This window comes from Natronorubrum sp. A-ect3 (assembly GCF_041821125.1).
In the GTDB taxonomy this organism is placed as follows: domain Archaea; phylum Halobacteriota; class Halobacteria; order Halobacteriales; family Natrialbaceae; genus Natronorubrum; species Natronorubrum bangense.
This window is the reverse complement of sequence record NZ_JBGUBB010000008.1, coordinates 20,400-37,905: the sequence shown is the minus strand read 5'-3', so window position 1 is coordinate 37,905 and position 17,506 is coordinate 20,400. Positions and strand designations below refer to the sequence as shown.

Sequence of the window (17,506 nt, the reverse complement as noted above, 5' to 3'; positions counted from 1 at the left end):
AGTATAAGTCGACCGCGCCCTTTTCATCGGCTGTGTGTACACTGACCCTCGCCTGGCAGGTCTTCGATGACGCGCCGGTGGCGGTCGCCGCCAACCGTGACGAAGCCCTCGAGCGCGAGTCGATTTCACCCGGCGTCTACCGTGAGGAGCCGCTGGCCGTTGCGCCAAAAGACACCGAAGCCGGCGGCACGTGGATCGGCTACAACGAACACGGCGTCTTCGCTGGGATCACGAACAAGTGGACCGACGCCGAACTCGCGGCCGAACGCTCTCGCGGGCTGCTCGTCGCTGACGTGCTCGCTGCCGACTCCGCGGCGACGGCAGCCGAAACGATCGAGGCGGCAACCGAGACGGACGAGTACGACGGCTTCAATCTGGTCGTCGCCGACGAGTCAGCCGCCTACTGCTACCAGTGGGACGGCGACCTCTCTCGTATCGAGTTCGAACCCGGCGTTCAGGTCATCGTCAACGCCGCGGTCAACGACACCGTCCACCTCCCGTCGGACCGCCTCGTCATCGCTCGCGAACAGGCCGACAACGCGAACGCGGTCCGAGCGGCGCTGACAGTCGACGGTGACGAGTCAGTTTCACAGTGGCTCGAGCGCGCCGGCGATGTCCTCGGCGACCACGAGTACGGCGTCTGCCTCCATCGCGATGGATTCGGCACGAGGTCGTCGTCGCTGATCGCCCTCGGCCCCGAGACGACACAGTATTCGTTCGCGCCGGGCCCACCCTGTGAGACGGCGTACGAACCGGTCTCGCTCGAGTCGAACGCAGTATCCGAAGTCGAGGCAGAGTGCGACGTCGAAGGGCACATTTAAGCGCCTCGCTCTATCTCATACGTACATGGACGCACTCCTGCCTGTAGCGACGAGTACGGAGAGGTGGTCACCGTGAGCGTTTCTGCGGCTGAAGCCGAACTCTCCGAGGACGAACGGGCCGGACTCGGACTCGTCCGCCAGACTGGCGGCATTCATCAGAGCGATTTCTGGAAGGAACTGGATGTCTCCTCGCGAAAGGGGAGTCGAATCGTTGAGTCACTCGTCGAGAAGGAACTGGTCGACCGAGAGGAGACGGTGTACGACGGCCACAACACCTACTACATCACACCGACCGCTCGTGACCTCGATTTCAGACTGCTGATGGCCGGTGACATGCTCTCGCCGTTTATCGGTGAGGAAGAAGTCGATCCCAACAGCGACGCCTTCTCGCAGTGGATCATGAACCTCGCGTACGAACAGTAGTCGAACCGACGTCCCGACGCGTTTCGACGATTTTCTCGGTGAGTGCCTCGAGAATAGGGAACGCGCAGCGGCTCGGTTGTGGTTCGCGTACCTTACTCGAGTGCGCTTGCAGCCCGGATTAGGCGTGCTTCGCCGAACGCCGGCCCGACGAGTTGGAGCCCGACGGGAAGGCCGTCGGTTTCGCCGGCAGGCACCGAGATCGCCGGCAGATCGGCGAGGTTGACGGGGACAGTGTTCGCGTCGGCGAGGTACATCTGGAGCGGATCGTCGAGACTCTCACCGAGTTCGAACGGCGGAACCGGCATCGTCGGCGACGCGAGCACGTCGACTTCGGCAAGCGCCTCGTCGAAATCCTGTTTGACCCACGCGCGAGCGTCCTGAGCCTTCTTGTAGTATTTGTCGTGGTAGCCAGCCGAGAGCGCGTAGGTGCCGAGTAAGATGCGGCGTTTGACCTCGTCGCCGAACCCGTCTTCGCGCGTCTGGGCGAACGCCTCGTTCCAGTTGCCATCAGCGTCGGCGTCGTGGCCGTAGCGAACGCCGTCGAACCGCGCGAGGTTCGAAGAGGCCTCCGACATCGCGATCACGTAGTAGGCTTCGACAGCGTGTTCGACAGCGGGAAGCGAGACGTCTTGGGTCTCAGCGCCCTGTGCCTCGAGGTCGGCGATGGCGTCCCAGAACGTCTCGACGACGCCTTCGTCGGCACCCTCAACCAGTTCCGTGGGGATGCCAATCTTGAGTCCGTCAACGTCACCGGTGGCGGCGTCAGCGTAACTCGAGTCGCCATCGGTCGGCGCCTCGCGGGTCGTCGCGTCGCGCTCGTCGCTGCCGGCGATGACGTCGAGCAGTTGAGCGGCGTCTTCGACGGTGTTGCCGAAGGGGCCGATCTGTTCTAAGCTGTTGCCGTAGGCGACGAGTCCGTAGCGCGAGACCAGCCCGTAGGTGGGCTTGATGCCGACGACGCCACAGAATGCGGCGGGACAGCGAATCGAACCACCCGTATCGGAGCCGAGTGCGACGTCAGCTTCACCTGCGGCGACGGCAGCGGCCGAGCCACCCGACGAGCCACCGGGAACGTGCCCTGGTGCGGCTGGATTGTCCGTCGAGCCGAAGTACGAGGTCTCGGTGGTCGTCCCCATCCCGAACTCGTCCATGTTCGCTTTCCCGACGATCGTCGCGCCGGCCTCTTTGAGCCGGGAGATGACCGTCGCGTCGTACGGCGGGACGTACTCCTCAAGCATCCGCGAGCCACAGGTCGTCCGGACGCCTTCGGTCGAAATATTGTCCTTGACAGCGACGGTCGTTCCCGCGAGCGGGCCGTCGTCTGCGCCATCGATCGTCTCCTCGGTGATAAAAATATCGTCAGCCATGATTAGGATACGTTCGGGCCTTTGAAGTAGCCGTCTTCGGTTTCGGAGGCGTTCTCGAGGGCCGTCTCGCGCTCGAGCGAGTCGCGGACCTCGTCGGGTCGCATCACGTTCGTCAGGTCGGCCTCACGGTCGACTTCGGGCACCTCGTCTAGCGTCTCGAAATACTCGAGGATGTCCGCGAACTGTCGCGTGAACTGGTCGACCTCGTCGTCGGCGAGGCCGACACGAGCCAGCTCCGCGACGTGGCGGACCTCCTCGGGACTGACAGCGTCGTCGCTCATGCTTGCTCGCACTTGCCAGTAGGGAGTAAGGGTTTCGATAGCGAAATGTTCGACCGGCGGAAGTCGGTTGTTGCCCGTGTTCCTCTCGCGATACTATCGAAGAATTTAAGTGACGACAATCCTACAATCCTGTTCACGATAGAGCGTTTTCCAGCGATTGTTGTGAATATACACAATGACTGATACCACGATTCGAACGCGGAGCAGCGAGCGAAGTCGGCGCGAGTCGGAGGAGTCGCGTGAGCAAACGGCCGAACGAGAGCAGTGTCCGGAGTGTGGCGGCCGCCTCGTCTCCGATACCGAACACGCCGAAACCGTCTGTGACGACTGTGGACTCGTCGTCGAAGAAGGCGAGATCGACCACGGTCCCGAGTGGCGTGCGTTCAACGCCAGCGAGAAAGACGAGAAGTCCCGCGTTGGTGCCCCCACGACGAACATGATGCACGATCAGGGGCTGTCGACGAACATCGGCTGGCAGAACAAAGACGCCTACGGGAAGTCCCTCTCGAATCGCCAGCGCCAGAAGATGCAGCGCCTGCGCACGTGGAACGAACGGTTCCGGACTCGGGACTCCAAAGAGCGGAATCTCAAGCAAGCCCTCGGCGAGATCGACCGCATGGCCAGTGCGCTGGGCCTCCCAAAAAGCGTCCGCGAGACTGCCTCCGTCATCTATCGACGCGCCCTCGAGGAGGATCTGCTTCCGGGCCGTTCGATCGAAGGTGTCGCGACGTCCTCGCTGTACGCTGCTGCCCGTCAGGCCGGCACACCGCGCAGCCTCGACGAGATCACGGCCGTCAGCCGCGTCGAAAAAGACGAGATTGCCCGCACCTACCGCTATGTCATTCGAGAACTCGGCCTCGAAGTCCAGCCGGCCGATCCCGAAAGCTACGTGCCACGCTTTGCCAGCGATCTCGATCTCTCGGATGAGACTGAACGACGCGCTCGAAGCCTCTTGTCGACAGCAAAGGAAAGCGGCATCCACAGCGGCAAGTCACCGGTTGGCCTCGCTGCTGCCGCCGTCTATGCCGCCGCGCTGTTGACCAACGAGAAAGTCACCCAAAACGACGTCAGCGACGTCGCCAGTATCTCCGAAGTCACCATCCGAAACCGGTATCACGAGTTACTCGAGGCCGAAGACAACGCTCCGGCCTGACCAGGGCAGATAGCGCCGACACGCGTTGGCAATACGTTCTTGACCCGTGGTATGACGTGGTTACCATTCTCCAGACGATGATACTCACAGCATACTGAATATCACTGTTCGTGAACTGTCTCGTATGCGTTGTGACAACTGCGACTCAGCGGAGGTTGCGTACACGCTGACGGCCCACGTCTCGAACGAGCCCGGAGCGCAGGTCGAGCTGCATTTCTGCTCGAACGACTGTCTCCGTGTCTGGACCTGACGTCGAGCCAAAACGGTATCACGCTCCTCGTCGCCACACAGTGTATGGAATCGCGCTCGGCCGAGCGCCTCGAGACAGATGCGAGGCTTTTGCCGACGAGCGGCGCAGCATCGACCGTGAGACGAGTCAACGGAGTTCGGCTCCACACTGTTGAAGCCGGTGCCGAAGATGCGCCGCTGGTCGTCTTGCTCCATGGCTTTCCCGAGTTCTGGTACAGTTGGCGACAGCAGATCGACCCACTCGTCGAGGCCGGCTACCGTGTACTCGTCCCCGACCAGCGCGGGTACAATCTAAGCGACAAACCAACGGGGGTGCGATCGTACCGACTCCGAGACTGCTCGCGAGATATCGCCGCGCTCATCGCGAGTGCGGGCTATGAACAGGCACATGTTGTCGGCCACGACTGGGGAGGCATGGTCGCCTGGGACCTCGCCCGCCGGCAGCCGTCCACGGTCGACCGGCTTGGAATCATCAACGCACCACATCCGGACGTGTATCGGCGTCATCTTCTCTCGAACCCCGCCCAGCTGCGCCGAAGCTGGTACGTGTTCTGTTTCCAGCTTCCATGGCTCCCCGAACGTCTCTGCCGGATGCGGGACTTTCGGCTGCTCGAGCGAGCACTCAGCGAGACTGCCGCGCCAGAGACGTTTCTGGACGACGAACTGGCGCGGTATCGCGAGGCGTGGCACAAAGCGGGCGCACTCACGGGAATGCTCAACTGGTATCGCGCGGCGGCTCGCTATCCGCCGACACTATCACGGGAACGAGTCGAGGCACCCACGATGATCGTCTGGGGGGAAGACGACACTGCACTGACGACCGAACTGGCAGTCGACAGCGACCAGTGCTGTGCAACCAGCCGTCTCGAACTCCTGCCGGAGACGAGTCACTGGGTCCAACACGAACGACCGGAACAGCTGTCCGAACTACTGCTCGAGTGGCTTTCGGCCACCAACTAACAGCGCCTGCTGCAGGTCGTTGGGGCGTGCCCGTCGACGGCTCGCAGCCGTCTCTGTTCTCAGGATACAACCCGTCTCAGTTACGGTGACCGGTACGTGTTCGACGACCAGCCGTGTGACGAACCTGGTCGACTGTGTCGTGTTGGCAAGCTTCCCAGCCACTGGGAACCGGGGTTACTATATTCGGCAGCATGGGTATATACTGGCGAACGATAACACGCTCGTATGGCCCAGGCGACACTCACAATCACGATGCCTGAACAGGTCTGGATCCAGCAGCTGTCGACGACGTATCCGACAGCGACGTTTCGGGTTCTCGCGGCTGTCCCCGGCGCTGAAACCGGGTTTGCGCTCGTTCGAATCACCGGCACCGATGTCGACGACGTGATCGAAGCGACGCGTGACCATCCCCAAATCCTCGAACTCACGCTCGTCCATTCGAGTGAAAACGAGGCAACAGTTCATTTCGAGACGACGGCCCCACTGTTGTTGTTCTCCGCACAGGAGTCCGGGATGCCGATCGAACTCCCGATCGAGGTCGTCGACGGCAAGACGACGATCGAGGTAACCGGCTCTCGAGACCGTCTCGCTGGACTCGCCGAACAGTTCGACCGATTCGGCCTCAGCTACCGGATCGAGCACGTCCGCGAACGACTCCACGAGAGTCAGCTCCTCTCGGATCGACAGCTCGAGGTCGTCGCTGCTGCCGTCGAAGAGGGATACTACGATACGCCTCGACGCTGCTCGCTGACGGAGCTGGCAGAGTATCTGGGAATTGCGAAGTCTACGTGCAGCGAGACACTCCACCGGGCAGAAGAGGGGATTATCAAACGGTTCGTCGAGGATCTTCCCGAACTCGATACTGAGGAGCCACTCGAGGACCAACTCGCGAGCAGCTAACTGGGAACCTCGGTCTCATGTCGGCCCGAGTTGTGGGTGTGTCGAACCGAAGCTCGCTCGTTGCCTGGCCTCGCAGTCACGATACGCGCGTTTTCAAGCGTGTCGGAGACGCTCCGTGAGGTGAGTCCCCTCGAGTCGGTAACAAACGGCCCGGCAGTTGTCGGGGATGGTACCGACCCGGGCTGTCAGTCTTGTGCCGTGATAACAGCTGTTTATGTTGGCCTGAGCTGGGAGAATACCCTGAATAGTATTTATACTGGCGAATATGTTCGTGTCGATTCTCACGCGATGGAAATCGGGTCTATACTTCAACGTCATCTAGTTGTGAGTCCGGGGTAGAGGATCCACATATGACCGTATGCAATTACGTGTCGGCGTGTAACTACTTTGTATCGAACGGATTCTCGTCCGGAGGTGTTCGACCAGAATGAGCACGGACGACGAATCATTCCACCCACTCGGTCACGAGTGGGAAGGTGAACTCGAGGAGATGCTCGACGAGACCGAGTACGACAGCGAACTCGGGATGGAGATGGCCCAGGACGCGATGCGGGTCACCAAAGGCGAGCTCTCTGAAGCCGAATTCCACGAAATGTATCACGACGATGTGATGGAGGAGTTCGGCGTCGACGATCGCCCGACCGAAGCAGCCTACGAGCAGGCCCAGGAAGAGCAGAAGGGGACTGCGACGCGGATGCTCGAGGCTTTCGAGGGCGACGGCGAAGAGAGTCGCCGCGAGGCAATGAAAAAGATGGGGGTCGGCGCAGCGGCTGTCGGACTCGGTGCGTGGGGCACCGTCGACGACGGCCCTGAGGCGGACCTCGCCGCAGCCAACGACGGTGAAGACCACTCTCACGAGGGAACCCAGCTGGGGATGGTCATCGACCTCGAGCGCTGTGACGGCTGTCTTTCTTGTGTTACGGCCTGTCAAGAAGAGAACCAGACCGACCAGGGCGTCAACTGGATGTACGTCCTCGACTACCGGGAGCCAGGACAAGGAGCTGATCCGGACGAACGTGGTGGGAGTCGACAGCGACTCGTCCGACCGTGTCAGCACTGTACTGACGCCCCGTGTGAGAAAGTGTGTCCGACGACGGCTCGACACACCCGTGACAAGGACGGCCTCGTCCTGACTGACTACGACGTCTGTATCGGTTGTCGCTACTGTCAGGTCGCCTGTCCGTACGGTGTCAACTACTTCCAGTGGGACGAGCCTGACGTCTCGACGGACGAGATCGAAGAGATGTACAGCGACATGGACGGCGATCACATGGTCGACGACCGTGACCGCTGGGTCGACAGCCGCGCACCACGTGGCACGATGAGTAAGTGTACCATGTGTCCGACCCGACAGGACGGACACATGGGTGACGAGTACCGTGGAACGACGGCCTGTGAGGAAGCCTGTCCGCCCGAAGCGATCAACTTCGGCGACATGAACGACCCTGACAGCAAACCGCAGCGCTACCTTCAGAACGTCGTTCAGACCCGTGCAGAGCGGATGGTCGACGGTCAGAGCCCCAACCGCGAGCACGTCCAGGAGTCGTATGACTTCCTCGAGGGTGACATCGAGTTGCTCGACATGGAGTATCTCGAGGACGGCGACCACGACGAGATCGAAGCCGCACTGTTCATCCAGGGCGAACTCGACGAAGACGACCTGACACTCGACGACGAAGAACTCCGCGATGTCATCATCGACATTCTCGAGGATGACGACGAACTCGGCGAACTCGAGGACGAGGAACTCGAATCGCTCGCCGACGCCCTGATCGACGGCGACGACGGCGTGGACAACTACGACACCGCACTGGACGCGATCGACGCTGTCATCACGACTGCCGAAGACGGGATCCAGAACGTTGTCGACCGCTACGAGTCCCGCGAGATCACCCCGGCCGAAGTCGAGGAAGCGCTGCTGATTCTCGACGGCGAAGAGGAGCCGTGGGTGTCCGAACAGGGTATTACCGACGAAGAAACCGCCCAGCAGGCCCTCGAGGCCTACGCTGGCGGCGAAGCGTCGACGTTCAAACTGCTCGAGGACATCGGAACGAGCCCGAACGTCACGTACGTCGGCAACGAGCCCGGTCCAGAAGCCGAACAGGTCGACGGACCAGTTGCGTACGACGACATCGGTCAGACGGACAACCGCAAGGACGTCCTCGACGAGTCCACTGTCGGTGACTTCGGGGTGTCGCTATGAGCACCAAGACACCATCCGAAGCGGACATTCTCCGTCCAGTTAACAACGTCTCGAAGAAGTTCTTCATGCTGTTTGGTGCCGCGGCACTGGCACTCGGCATCTTCCTCGTTGGCTGGATGTATCAGCTAGCCAACGGGATGGCCGTCACTGGCCTCTCCGACTGGGGCTCCGGTGGCGGTGTGACGTGGGGACTGTACATCGGTGCCTTCATCTGGTGGGTCGGGATCGCTCACGGGGGGATCATCCTCTCGGCTGCGGTTCGCCTACTCGGTATGGACCGGTATATGCCGGTCGCCCGACTCGCAGAGATGCTCACGCTCGCCGGCCTCTCCGCGGCTGGCTTCTACATTCTGGTGCACATGGGTCGCCCGGACCGGATGGTCACGAGCGTCCTCGGTCACTACCACATCACGGTCAACAACTCGCCGCTGGTGTGGGACGTGACTGTCATTACGGCCTACTTCGTGCTGACGGCGACGTACCTCGCACTGACGCTTCGGTACGACATCACCCGTCTGCGCGACCAGCTGCCTGACCACTTCGAGCCAGTCTACAAGTTCATGACCCTCGGATACACCGAGAAAGAGGACGAAGTCGTCGAGCGAATGGTCTGGTGGCTCGCACTCGCGATCATCATCATGGCCCCGCTCCTGCTCCACGGCGGTGTGATTCCGTGGCTGTTCGCCGTCTTGCCGACCTACCCCGGCTGGTTCGGCGCAGTCCAGGGACCACAGTTCCTCACGATCGCACTCACCTCTGCGATCAGTGGTGTCATCCTACTTTCGTATGCGTTCCGTCGCGCCTACGACTGGGATCACATCATCACTGACGACATCTTCCGCGGCCTGCTCCTGTGGCTCGGATTCTTCTCCCTGCTGTTCCTGTGGCTCCAGCTCCAGCAGCTCGCTACGGGTAGCTTCGCGGCATCGACCGATCTCGCGACAGCAACCGGTTCGAAGCTCTCGCACCCGATGTATGTCATCCCGATACTGATGGTGCTCGGCGTGCTCGCGTTCATCTTCGCGACGACGATTCGACCGGCACTGTTCAGTAAGTCGCGAGCACTCGCCGCTGCCTTCCTGGTCTTGATCGCGACGCTGGTCGAGAAGACCTACTTTGTCATCGCTGGCTTCTGGTACCCAACGTTCAGCATCTACGAGGCGACGCCGGGCGATTACTTCCCGAGCGTGATCGAACTGTCTTCGCTTCTCGGAACGGTCGGACTGGTTGTGCTGTTCTTCCTCGCCATCTCGAAGGTCGTCCCCGTGGTCGAACTCCACGCGATCGAACACCTGAACGGTGACCATGACCACGGCCACGACGACGCAGATGACGCTGCAACCGAACCGGAGGTGAAAGCATGAGTGTTGCACTTTCGATGGGACTCGAGACAGTCCTCTACCACGGCTACGAAGCCACTGGAGACGTAACCGGATTCCCCAACATCGGGACCTACCTGATCTTCGGCGTCATTCTGGTTCCGATCTACATCATGGTCATCTCCTGGTTCGCTGGCGAGCCACGAGACACCAAGACCGGACTGCTCGGTGTCTCTTATCTCGTCGGCATCGCCGCACAGATGTGGATTGGGATGTTCATCCTGACGGTGATCATCGGTCTCGTCTTCTACGGTGGGATGCCGGAGCCGCTCGGTGCGGCCGGCCCATCCAACGACTCACCGATCTTCGGCTTCCTGTAAGCCACGCGGTGTTCCTGGATCCGGTTTCCAGGATTCGTTTTTTATCGGCGACGCTATCTGCCCCACAGCGTTCGCTGTCGTTCACGGAACTGATACACGGATCGACTCTCAAACCATCACACGTATCCCGTTCGGTCGCCTTACGTTCGAGTAACGCACACCACACCCATGAGTCTCACAGAACACGAACTCAAGATCGAACTCGAAGGGATCGAAGACCCAGACATCGGCGAGGACATCGTCTCGCTTGGGCTGATCAACGACGTCACCATCGAGGACGAGACGGCCAAAATCTCGCTGGCGCTGAACGCCCCCTATGCGCCCTCGGAGATGGAACTGGGCAACCGGATCCGTGAGGTCGTCAGCGAGGCTGGACTCACGGCGGACCTGCGAGCACACGTCGGCTCGGAACACGGGTTCGACGACGAAGTGCTCCCACGGGTACGCAACGTCATCGCCGTTTCTTCCGGGAAAGGCGGTGTCGGGAAGACGACGGTCGCTGCAAACCTTGCGGCGGGTCTCGAGAAGCGTGGTGCCATGGTTGGCCTGCTCGATGCAGACATTCACGGCCCGAACATCCCACGTATCCTGCCGGTCGAGAGCGAGCCTGGTGTCACGCCAAGCGAGGACATCGTCCCGCCGCGCTCGGACGGTGTTCGGATTATCAGCATGGGCTTTATGATGGAAAACGAGGACGATCCTGCGATTCTTCGTGGCCCGATGGTCAACAAGTTCATGCTGAAGTTCTTGGAAGGCGTCGAGTGGGGTCGCCTCGACTACCTCATCGTCGACCTGCCACCGGGAACGGGTGACGCAACACTCAATCTGTTGCAGTCGATGCCCGTGACGGGCGCCGTCGTCGTCACGACACCCCAGGAGATGGCGCTCGACGACACCCGAAAAGGAATCCAGATGTTCAACAAACACGACACGCCAGTGCTGGGCGTCGTCGAGAACATGAGCTCGTTCATTGCGCCCGACACCGGCAAAGAGTACAATCTCTTCGGGACTGACGGAGCCCAACAGATCGTCGACAAGTACGACATCCCGCTGCTTGGTCAGATCCCGATCCACCCCGACTTCGGTGCTGAGGGCAGCGAAGGGGCACTCGTCAAAGACGACTCGAGTCCCGTCCAGGAGACCGTCGAGGAGTTCGTCGCAGAGGTCTCCGATCGTATCGGCGAGATCAACCGCCGCACGGTCGCCGAAAACGTCGGTGGCGGAGAACCTGACGACGCACTGCCGACCGAAACCGAAGACTAGTCACCGTCCACGCGTCGACGGCTGGGTCGAGCCGACAGCGACGATCAGATCGCGGGCTGTCGCTTCCGACTGGCTGAGCGGATCATCGACCGGACACAACGGCGTCGTGTTAGCTTTCTGTTTCGAGTTTCCACTCGAGTGTTACGGTCACTTTCTCTCGAGGGCCACCGAGCATTGGAGAGCGCTCTTTGACTTCGATTCCGTACTCGAGTTCTGGCGGCGGTGAGAGCGTCAACATCTTGTTTCCGACTCGAACCTCGGCACCGCCCTCGCTTCGAAGCTCCTGAGCGAGTTCCTGTACCAGGTCTGCAGCTTCGTCCCGTGACGCCTGCTGGCTGTGGTCGGTTGTCTCTGCCATAGGCATTCAACCACCGAGCGGACATAAATAGATTGGCGGCGAATCGGCAGGCAGAACGCTGATCAGCGCGGTCCAGTAGCGAAGCTATCAACCAGTATAGTAGCCACTGCATATCTGATCGCACGACGGCTGTGCGATCAGGTGTACATCGTTGCAGTTGGTACTATAACAACGGCGGCGAGTGCTCGCCACGAGAGCGACGAGAACGGTCGGCTCCAACGTTGCCGTCACTCTTTCGGCGGAACTGGCTCGGCCTCGAGTAGTGACCGGACGTACTTGGTGACGTGGTCGTCGATCCGGCGTTTGTAGCCGGCCTGTCGGGCGAGGCGATCGAGTTCGCGGGCGACGAGGCTCCCGTACTGGACGGCCTTTTTGTCTCGTGTGGCGACTTCGTCGGGAAGGACGTCGGCGGCAACGAGCCGAAGCGCGCGTTTGCGTTCGCGCTCGTCGGCCAGCAACGAATCGGGGAGTCGAAGCGCGGCGTCGACGACGGCGTCGTGGAGCAGCGGTGCAACTGGCTCGAGTCCCGTCGCCTCGATCGCGTGGACGTCCCGTGGAAGCTGGTTGGGCAGTGTTTCGATACTTTCACGGACGGCTCCGCGGGTCGTTTCGGCTTCGACGCGGTGATCGAGATGGACGACTTTTTCGTAGCCGCCGAACAGCTCGTCGGCTCCCTGTCCCACTGCCAACGCGTCGAACCCCTCGGCGGCGACGTGTTCGCCGACGAGATACAGCGGCAGGGCAATCTGGACGTCCATCGCGTTCGTTCGGCCGATCGCACGGGCGACCGCGGGAACGGCTCGCTCGAGGGCTTCGGGCTCGAGTTCGACGACGGTCAGCTCCCGACCCATCGCGTCGGCGGCTGTCCGGGCTGCCTCGACGTCGTGACTGTCCGGGAAGCCGACGACGAAAAGCGGTGCATCCAGTAGTTCGGCGACCAGCGCGGAGTCGACACCGCCGGAGAAGGCGACGGCAACGTCGCGGGCTGGCGTTCGCGCCTCGTCCACTGCTGTCTGAATCGCGTCCGAGAGCGTCTCGAGGGCGATGTCGTGATCTGCTTCGATGGGTGGGTCAGGAAGCGTCCAGCGACGCTCGGGGTCGGCCGCGGCTGTGGTCAGATCCACCGCTGTCCCTGGTGGGACGAGTTCGGGCGTCTCGAGGGCGGTCGGCTCGAACGCCCACTGGGTGGCTGTGGTGTCCGCCAGATTGCGCTCGGCGTCGACGTACAGCGGGACGCGACCGAGGACGTCACGGACGAGCATCCCGTCGAGTTCGCCGGCGAACCCGGCCGTCCCCGGCAGCGCATCGCCGCTCTCGAGTGCGTCATAGACGGTGTCGGGATCAGCTCCACGGACTGGCTGGCTCATCGAAAGAGCCCCACGAACCCGTTTCTGACACGTCGCGAGACACCGCCAGCTGCCTGCCGGAAGCTGATCCGCCACGGCGTTCGTTTGCCTTCGACGGTGGTTCGACCCTGGCGGATCGCCTCGAGAATCGCGTCGGCGGAGCGTTCTTCGGCGTCGACGCGGGTGACTGCTTGGCCGACCATCTCGCTGATATGTGCGTCGCTGCCTGCAGTCACGGGGAGCCCGCGGGAGGTCGCAAAGCGTTCGGCCTGCCGGTTTGCTCGGCCGGTCAACAGCCGGGAGTTGTAGATCTCGATCGCATCACCCTTGGCGAGTTCCGCTCGAGAGATGCGAGCCATCACGCCGTGGCGCGACTCCTGGAATGGGTGTGGGATCACCGCGAGTCCGCCCTGGTCGTGGATCGCTTCGAGTGTCGACTCGTAGGAAAGCCCCGGTGGAACGGCTTCCTCGAGTCCGAATCCCAGAATGTGGCCGGCCTTGCTCGATATTTCCATCGCTGGGATGCCGACGAGCCCGTACTCGGGGGCGCGTTCGACGGCAGTGAGGCTGGCATCGATTTCGTCGTGGTCGGTCACGGCGATCGCGTCCAGGCCGACGGCTTCGGCCTGTTCTAAGATCAGTTCGACCGGGTCACGACCGTCATAGGACAACGACGAGTGAGCGTGGAGTTCAACCGACAGCACGGGTATGTCTCACGATTAGATCGGATCGATCAAAAACACCCCGGTCCGTCTCGTCCATCTCTGAACGCAGCTTTGAACGGCAGAGACGCCTACTCCTGGGTGTCTAGCTCGACTAACTCGAGTGATCGATCGAGATGACAGACGTCGTGTGGCGGGTCGCCGAGGATGTCGCGAATGCGATACTCCTCATCGAACTCGACAGCGTCGGGCTCGCAGTACTCGTGGCTCGGACAGTCGATGTACGGACAGGGGCCAGGGAGACTCGTTTTACTGCCGGCGAACGCGCCCTTGGAGGTGATGTTTGCGCGCACCGAGACGGGTTCGACTTCAACAGCGCGAACGCCGTCGTCGTGCATGGCACATTCGAGCGTCTGGGCGTTCTCCCGGATCGACGTGATGCGGTATTTGGTGTTCGCCTCGAGATTGAGACACTGGCTCCGGTATGGACAGCCAGCACAGGCATCGGCCTCGCCGTGGTAGACGAACTCGGTCCCCGGCTCGGCGAGCCGCGTCCCGATGAGTGTAACGGTCGACATAGGAACACGTAGTTTCCGGCCGCGGTTAAGACTCACGTCCGGGCCGGTGGGAACGAACAGCGTGTGGCAGGCGAGTCACGTCGTTCAGTGATCGGATCGCTCGTCGCAGTCATCCGAGCCGGTCAGTTCGTCTAATCGGTCGAAGTACGTCTCACGGGGGACCTGATAGAGCTCGCGGTAGTCGATCTCACCGTCGTCGAACGCTTTGGCCAACTCGAGCGCTCGGGAAACGGCGTCACTCTGTGTCGGAAATCGCTCGTTCTCGGCGGAGACGTCCGGCTCGAGATAGAGTGTGACGTACCAGTCGGTATCGTCGGTTCGGCTGGTTGGATTGGTGCCGGGGCGGCGGGTTCGCTTGCCGTGGGTCAGATACAGCGTCGGCAGGCAGGCTGCCGGAAAGTCGTCGGCGTTGAAGACGTCCGGACGGTACGCGAGAACGAGTCGGCCGTCCTCACCATGGTTCCAGATGGTCCACCCGTCTGCAAGTGATGAGAGTGCGCGTTCGATGTCGTCGTCGGCCGGCGTGTCGGGCATACTCTCGGCTACCGCTGGCATCCCTAAATCTTCGTCGCCAACGCGTGATGCGGACTACTGTCCGTCTGAGGATCGACTTGTTTCTTCGGCTACCGTGGGCCGTGCAGTATGACTTGTGTGACGACCGCGCGCGAGCATTCCCGGCCATTGCAGGCCGTCGATTTATATGACACTCGCTCGAAATAGCGGTATGGTACCAAATAACGGTCTACTGTTCTGGTAGTATTTGCCTGGAAAAAGGTCCTGATAAATATCTTTTGGGGCTAAGGCTAAGTAGCTGGATTACTCACTCATTAAACACTATCGGTATCCGTCCGACAATCGATCCACTCCGCGTTCGTCCCCGACGCATCGTTGCCCGAGTCCCTGAGATGGGAACCGCGCAACGACGAGTGGCAACCGACCACACATGACACGACAGACTGCCGCCCGCTGCGGTTCGGAACGCACTGTGAGCCTGCCACTCACAGCGCGAACCAAACGTTGTCGTTCCGCGTGTCTGTCGCTGATGCGGTTCGACGGATTCCGACAGTTCGACCACGGTGCCGCGATTGGTCGAACGACGTCCGCTCTAGAACCGCCCCATCTACTCAGGGGCGATGCAGACGGGGGAAACCGCAACTGGCAATGATACCATGACCGGTGACATCGAGACACTCGAGAAGCTCAGTACCGATTACAAAGAGTCGATGCCCGCAGACCTGCGGGAGACCAAGTCGTTCGACTGGTACCTCGAAGCGGTGTACGAGGACCCAAAGATCACCCGCAACGCTCACCAGCGAGTTGCGGATATGTTCGACTACTACGGGACGTCCTACGACGAGACCGAAGGCCGGGTGGAGTACCACCTCGCCTCGGAGGACCCGCTAAACGACGGTGAGAACACCTTCTACGGGAAGGTGATCCATCAGTCGATTCACGAGTTCGTGAACAAAGTCAAGTCGGGTGCTCGCCGACTCGGTCCAGAGCGGCGGATCAAGCTCCTGCTCGGACCGGTTGGCTCCGGGAAGTCCCACTTCGACAAGCAGGTCCGGACCTACTTCGAGGATTACACGCTGCGAGAGGACGGGCGGATGTACACGTTCCGCTGGACCAACCTCTGTGACGTCATCAAAGATCAGGATCCGGCCGACGACACCGTCCGGTCGCCGATGAACCAGGACCCGCTCGTGCTCTTGCCCGTCGAGCAGCGCCAGCGCGTAATCGACGATATAAACGAGCGACTCGATGCGCCGTACACCATCCAGAACGAGCAGGCGCTCGATCCGGAAAGCGAGTTCTACATGGACAAGCTGCTGGCGTACTACGATGACGACCTCCAGGCCGTCCTCGAGAACCACGTCGAGATTATCCGACTCATCGCCGACGAGAACAAGCGCCAGGGACTCGAGACGTTCGAGCCCAAGGACAAGAAAAATCAGGACGAGACCGAACTGACGGGCGACGTCAACTACTCGAAGATCGCCATCTACGGGGAAAGCGACCCGCGGGCGTTCGATTACTCCGGGGCGTTCTGTAACGCAAACCGAGGGATCTTCTCGGGTGAGGAGTTGCTCAAACTCCAGCGGGAGTTCCTCTATGACTTCCTGCATGCGACCCAGGAGCAGACGATCAAACCGAAGAACAACCCGCGGATCGACATCGACCAGGTGATCGTCGGCCGGACGAACATGCCCGAGTACAAGGACAAAAAGGGCGACGAGAAGATGGAGGCGTTCAACGACCGGACGAAACGCATCGACTTCCCGTACGTCCTCTCCTACGAGGACGAGTCCCAGATCTACAACAAGATGCTGAACAACGCCGACGTGCCCGACATCAACGTCGAGCCCCACACCCTGGAGATGGCGGGGCTGTTCGGCGTCCTCACCCGGATCGAAGAGCCCGACACCGAGACGGTCGATCTGCTCTCGAAAGCGAAAGCGTACAACGACGAGATCGACGAGGGCGACGACATTGACGTCAAGAAGCTCCGCGAGGAAGCCGCTGCGAAAGCCGAGATCGGCGAAGGGATGGTCGGCATCTCGCCGCGGTTTATCGGCGACGAGATCGCCGAAGCGATCATGGACTCGAAACACCGCTCGCGGGGCTTCCTCTCGCCGCTGACGGTGTTCAACTTCTTCGAGGAGAATCTCGAGCACCACGGCTCGATCCCCGAAGACAACTTCGAGAAGTACTACCGCTACCTCGAGACGGTCCGCGAGGAGTACAAAGAACGGGCGATCGAGGACGTCCGCCACGCGCTGGCCTACGATATCGACGAGATCCAGCGCCAGGGCGAGAAGTACATGGATCACGTGATGGCCTACATCGACGACGACACGATCGAGGACGAACTCACGGGTCGCGAGCAAGAACCCGACGAGACGTTCCTCCGAAGCGTCGAGGAGAAACTCGACATTCCCGAAGACCGCAAAGAGGACTTCCGGCAGGAAGTGTCGAACTGGGTCTCCCGCCGTGCTCGCGAGGGTGAGGCGTTCAACCCGCAGGACAACGAGCGGCTGCGCCGCGCGCTCGAGCGAAAGCTCTGGGAGGACAAGAAACACAACATCAACTTCTCGGCGCTGGTCAGCGCCAACGAGTTCGATGACGACGAGCGCTCGTCGTGGATCGACGCGCTGATCGAACAGGGCTACTCCGAGGACGGAGCAAAAGAGGTACTCGAGTTCGCTGGCGCGGAGGTCGCCAAAGCAGAGATCGAAGAGTAAT

At 61.2% G+C, this 17,506-nt stretch carries 17 protein-coding genes; 10 read left to right on the top strand and 7 right to left on the bottom strand.

The annotated features are described in order from the left end of the window. Positions 1–32 precede the first annotated feature (32 nt). Both ACERJA_RS17305 and ACERJA_RS17300 read left to right on the top strand, forming a co-directional pair. Positions 33–821, top strand: a complete 789-nt coding sequence (locus ACERJA_RS17305) for an NRDE family protein (protein ID WP_373609486.1) — start codon at positions 33–35, stop codon at positions 819–821. A gap of 72 nt (positions 822–893) precedes the next feature. Continuing rightward, complete coding sequence (locus ACERJA_RS17300) at positions 894–1,244, top strand: hypothetical protein (protein ID WP_006067587.1); 351 nt, start codon at positions 894–896, stop codon at positions 1,242–1,244. 92 nt (positions 1,245–1,336) lie between these two features. Here ACERJA_RS17300 and gatA read toward each other — a convergent pair whose 3' ends face one another. Together gatA and gatC are read right to left on the bottom strand one after the other, a co-directional pair. Further along, complete coding sequence (gene gatA / locus ACERJA_RS17295) at positions 1,337–2,611, bottom strand: Asp-tRNA(Asn)/Glu-tRNA(Gln) amidotransferase subunit GatA (protein ID WP_373609485.1); 1,275 nt, start codon at positions 2,609–2,611, stop codon at positions 1,337–1,339. A gap of 2 nt (positions 2,612–2,613) precedes the next feature. Then, positions 2,614–2,892 (bottom strand): Asp-tRNA(Asn)/Glu-tRNA(Gln) amidotransferase subunit GatC, encoded by a 279-nt coding sequence (gene gatC, locus ACERJA_RS17290; protein WP_008164459.1) that lies wholly within the window; start codon positions 2,890–2,892, stop codon positions 2,614–2,616. A gap of 175 nt (positions 2,893–3,067) precedes the next feature. Between gatC and ACERJA_RS17285 the strand changes: the two genes are divergently transcribed. From ACERJA_RS17285 to ACERJA_RS17255, 7 genes are all read left to right on the top strand, one after another. After that, positions 3,068–4,045: a transcription initiation factor IIB family protein gene (locus ACERJA_RS17285; protein ID WP_373609484.1), complete on the top strand. Its 978-nt coding sequence runs from the start codon at positions 3,068–3,070 to the stop codon at positions 4,043–4,045. Positions 4,046–4,339: 294 nt separating this feature from the next. Beyond that, positions 4,340–5,254 (top strand): alpha/beta fold hydrolase, encoded by a 915-nt coding sequence (locus tag ACERJA_RS17280; protein ID WP_373609483.1) that lies wholly within the window; start codon positions 4,340–4,342, stop codon positions 5,252–5,254. Between the two features lie 225 nt (positions 5,255–5,479). After that, positions 5,480–6,154: a helix-turn-helix domain-containing protein gene (locus ACERJA_RS17275; RefSeq protein ID WP_373609482.1), complete on the top strand. Its 675-nt coding sequence runs from the start codon at positions 5,480–5,482 to the stop codon at positions 6,152–6,154. A 427-nt stretch (positions 6,155–6,581) separates the two neighbouring features. Continuing rightward, a complete protein-coding gene (locus ACERJA_RS17270) occupies positions 6,582–8,357 on the top strand; it encodes a 4Fe-4S ferredoxin N-terminal domain-containing protein (protein ID WP_373609481.1) in 1,776 nt (591 codons plus the stop codon). Next, positions 8,354–9,721 carry an NrfD/PsrC family molybdoenzyme membrane anchor subunit gene (nrfD, locus tag ACERJA_RS17265; protein WP_006067595.1) on the top strand — a complete coding sequence of 456 codons (1,368 nt, stop codon included), beginning with the start codon at positions 8,354–8,356 and terminating at the stop codon, positions 9,719–9,721. Before ACERJA_RS17270 ends, nrfD begins: the two co-directional genes overlap by 4 nt. Then, entirely contained in the window at positions 9,718–10,056 is a 339-nt protein-coding gene (locus tag ACERJA_RS17260; protein ID WP_006067596.1) for a hypothetical protein, read from the top strand. The genes nrfD and ACERJA_RS17260 overlap by 4 nt, the downstream gene beginning before the upstream one ends. Before the next feature lie 168 nt (positions 10,057–10,224). After that, entirely contained in the window at positions 10,225–11,319 is a 1,095-nt protein-coding gene (locus tag ACERJA_RS17255; RefSeq protein ID WP_006067597.1) for a P-loop NTPase, read from the top strand. A gap of 109 nt (positions 11,320–11,428) precedes the next feature. On the opposite strand, the gene ACERJA_RS17250 is transcribed toward ACERJA_RS17255, so the two are convergent. The 5 genes from ACERJA_RS17250 to ACERJA_RS17230 form a co-directional block, all read right to left on the bottom strand. Beyond that, positions 11,429–11,677, bottom strand: a complete 249-nt coding sequence (locus ACERJA_RS17250) for an amphi-Trp domain-containing protein (RefSeq protein ID WP_006067598.1) — start codon at positions 11,675–11,677, stop codon at positions 11,429–11,431. A 227-nt stretch (positions 11,678–11,904) separates the two neighbouring features. Further along, the gene (locus ACERJA_RS17245; RefSeq protein ID WP_373609480.1) at positions 11,905–13,044 is read right to left on the bottom strand and encodes an asparagine synthase C-terminal domain-containing protein; all 1,140 of its coding nucleotides are present in this window, start codon (positions 13,042–13,044) and stop codon (positions 11,905–11,907) included. Then, entirely contained in the window at positions 13,041–13,727 is a 687-nt protein-coding gene (locus ACERJA_RS17240) for a PHP domain-containing protein (RefSeq protein WP_006067600.1), read from the bottom strand. Before ACERJA_RS17240 ends, ACERJA_RS17245 begins: the two co-directional genes overlap by 4 nt. An 89-nt stretch (positions 13,728–13,816) precedes the next feature. Next, positions 13,817–14,263, bottom strand: a complete 447-nt coding sequence (locus ACERJA_RS17235; RefSeq protein ID WP_373609479.1) for a UPF0179 family protein — start codon at positions 14,261–14,263, stop codon at positions 13,817–13,819. 84 nt (positions 14,264–14,347) lie between these two features. Then, entirely contained in the window at positions 14,348–14,797 is a 450-nt protein-coding gene (locus tag ACERJA_RS17230) for a DUF5820 family protein (protein ID WP_373609478.1), read from the bottom strand. 635 nt (positions 14,798–15,432) lie between these two features. On the opposite strand from ACERJA_RS17230, the gene ACERJA_RS17225 reads away from it, so the two are divergent. Beyond that, on the top strand, positions 15,433–17,505 hold the full coding sequence (locus ACERJA_RS17225; protein WP_373609564.1) for a PrkA family serine protein kinase: 2,073 nt from the start codon (positions 15,433–15,435) through the stop codon (positions 17,503–17,505). The last annotated feature ends 1 nt before the right edge of the window (position 17,506 follow it).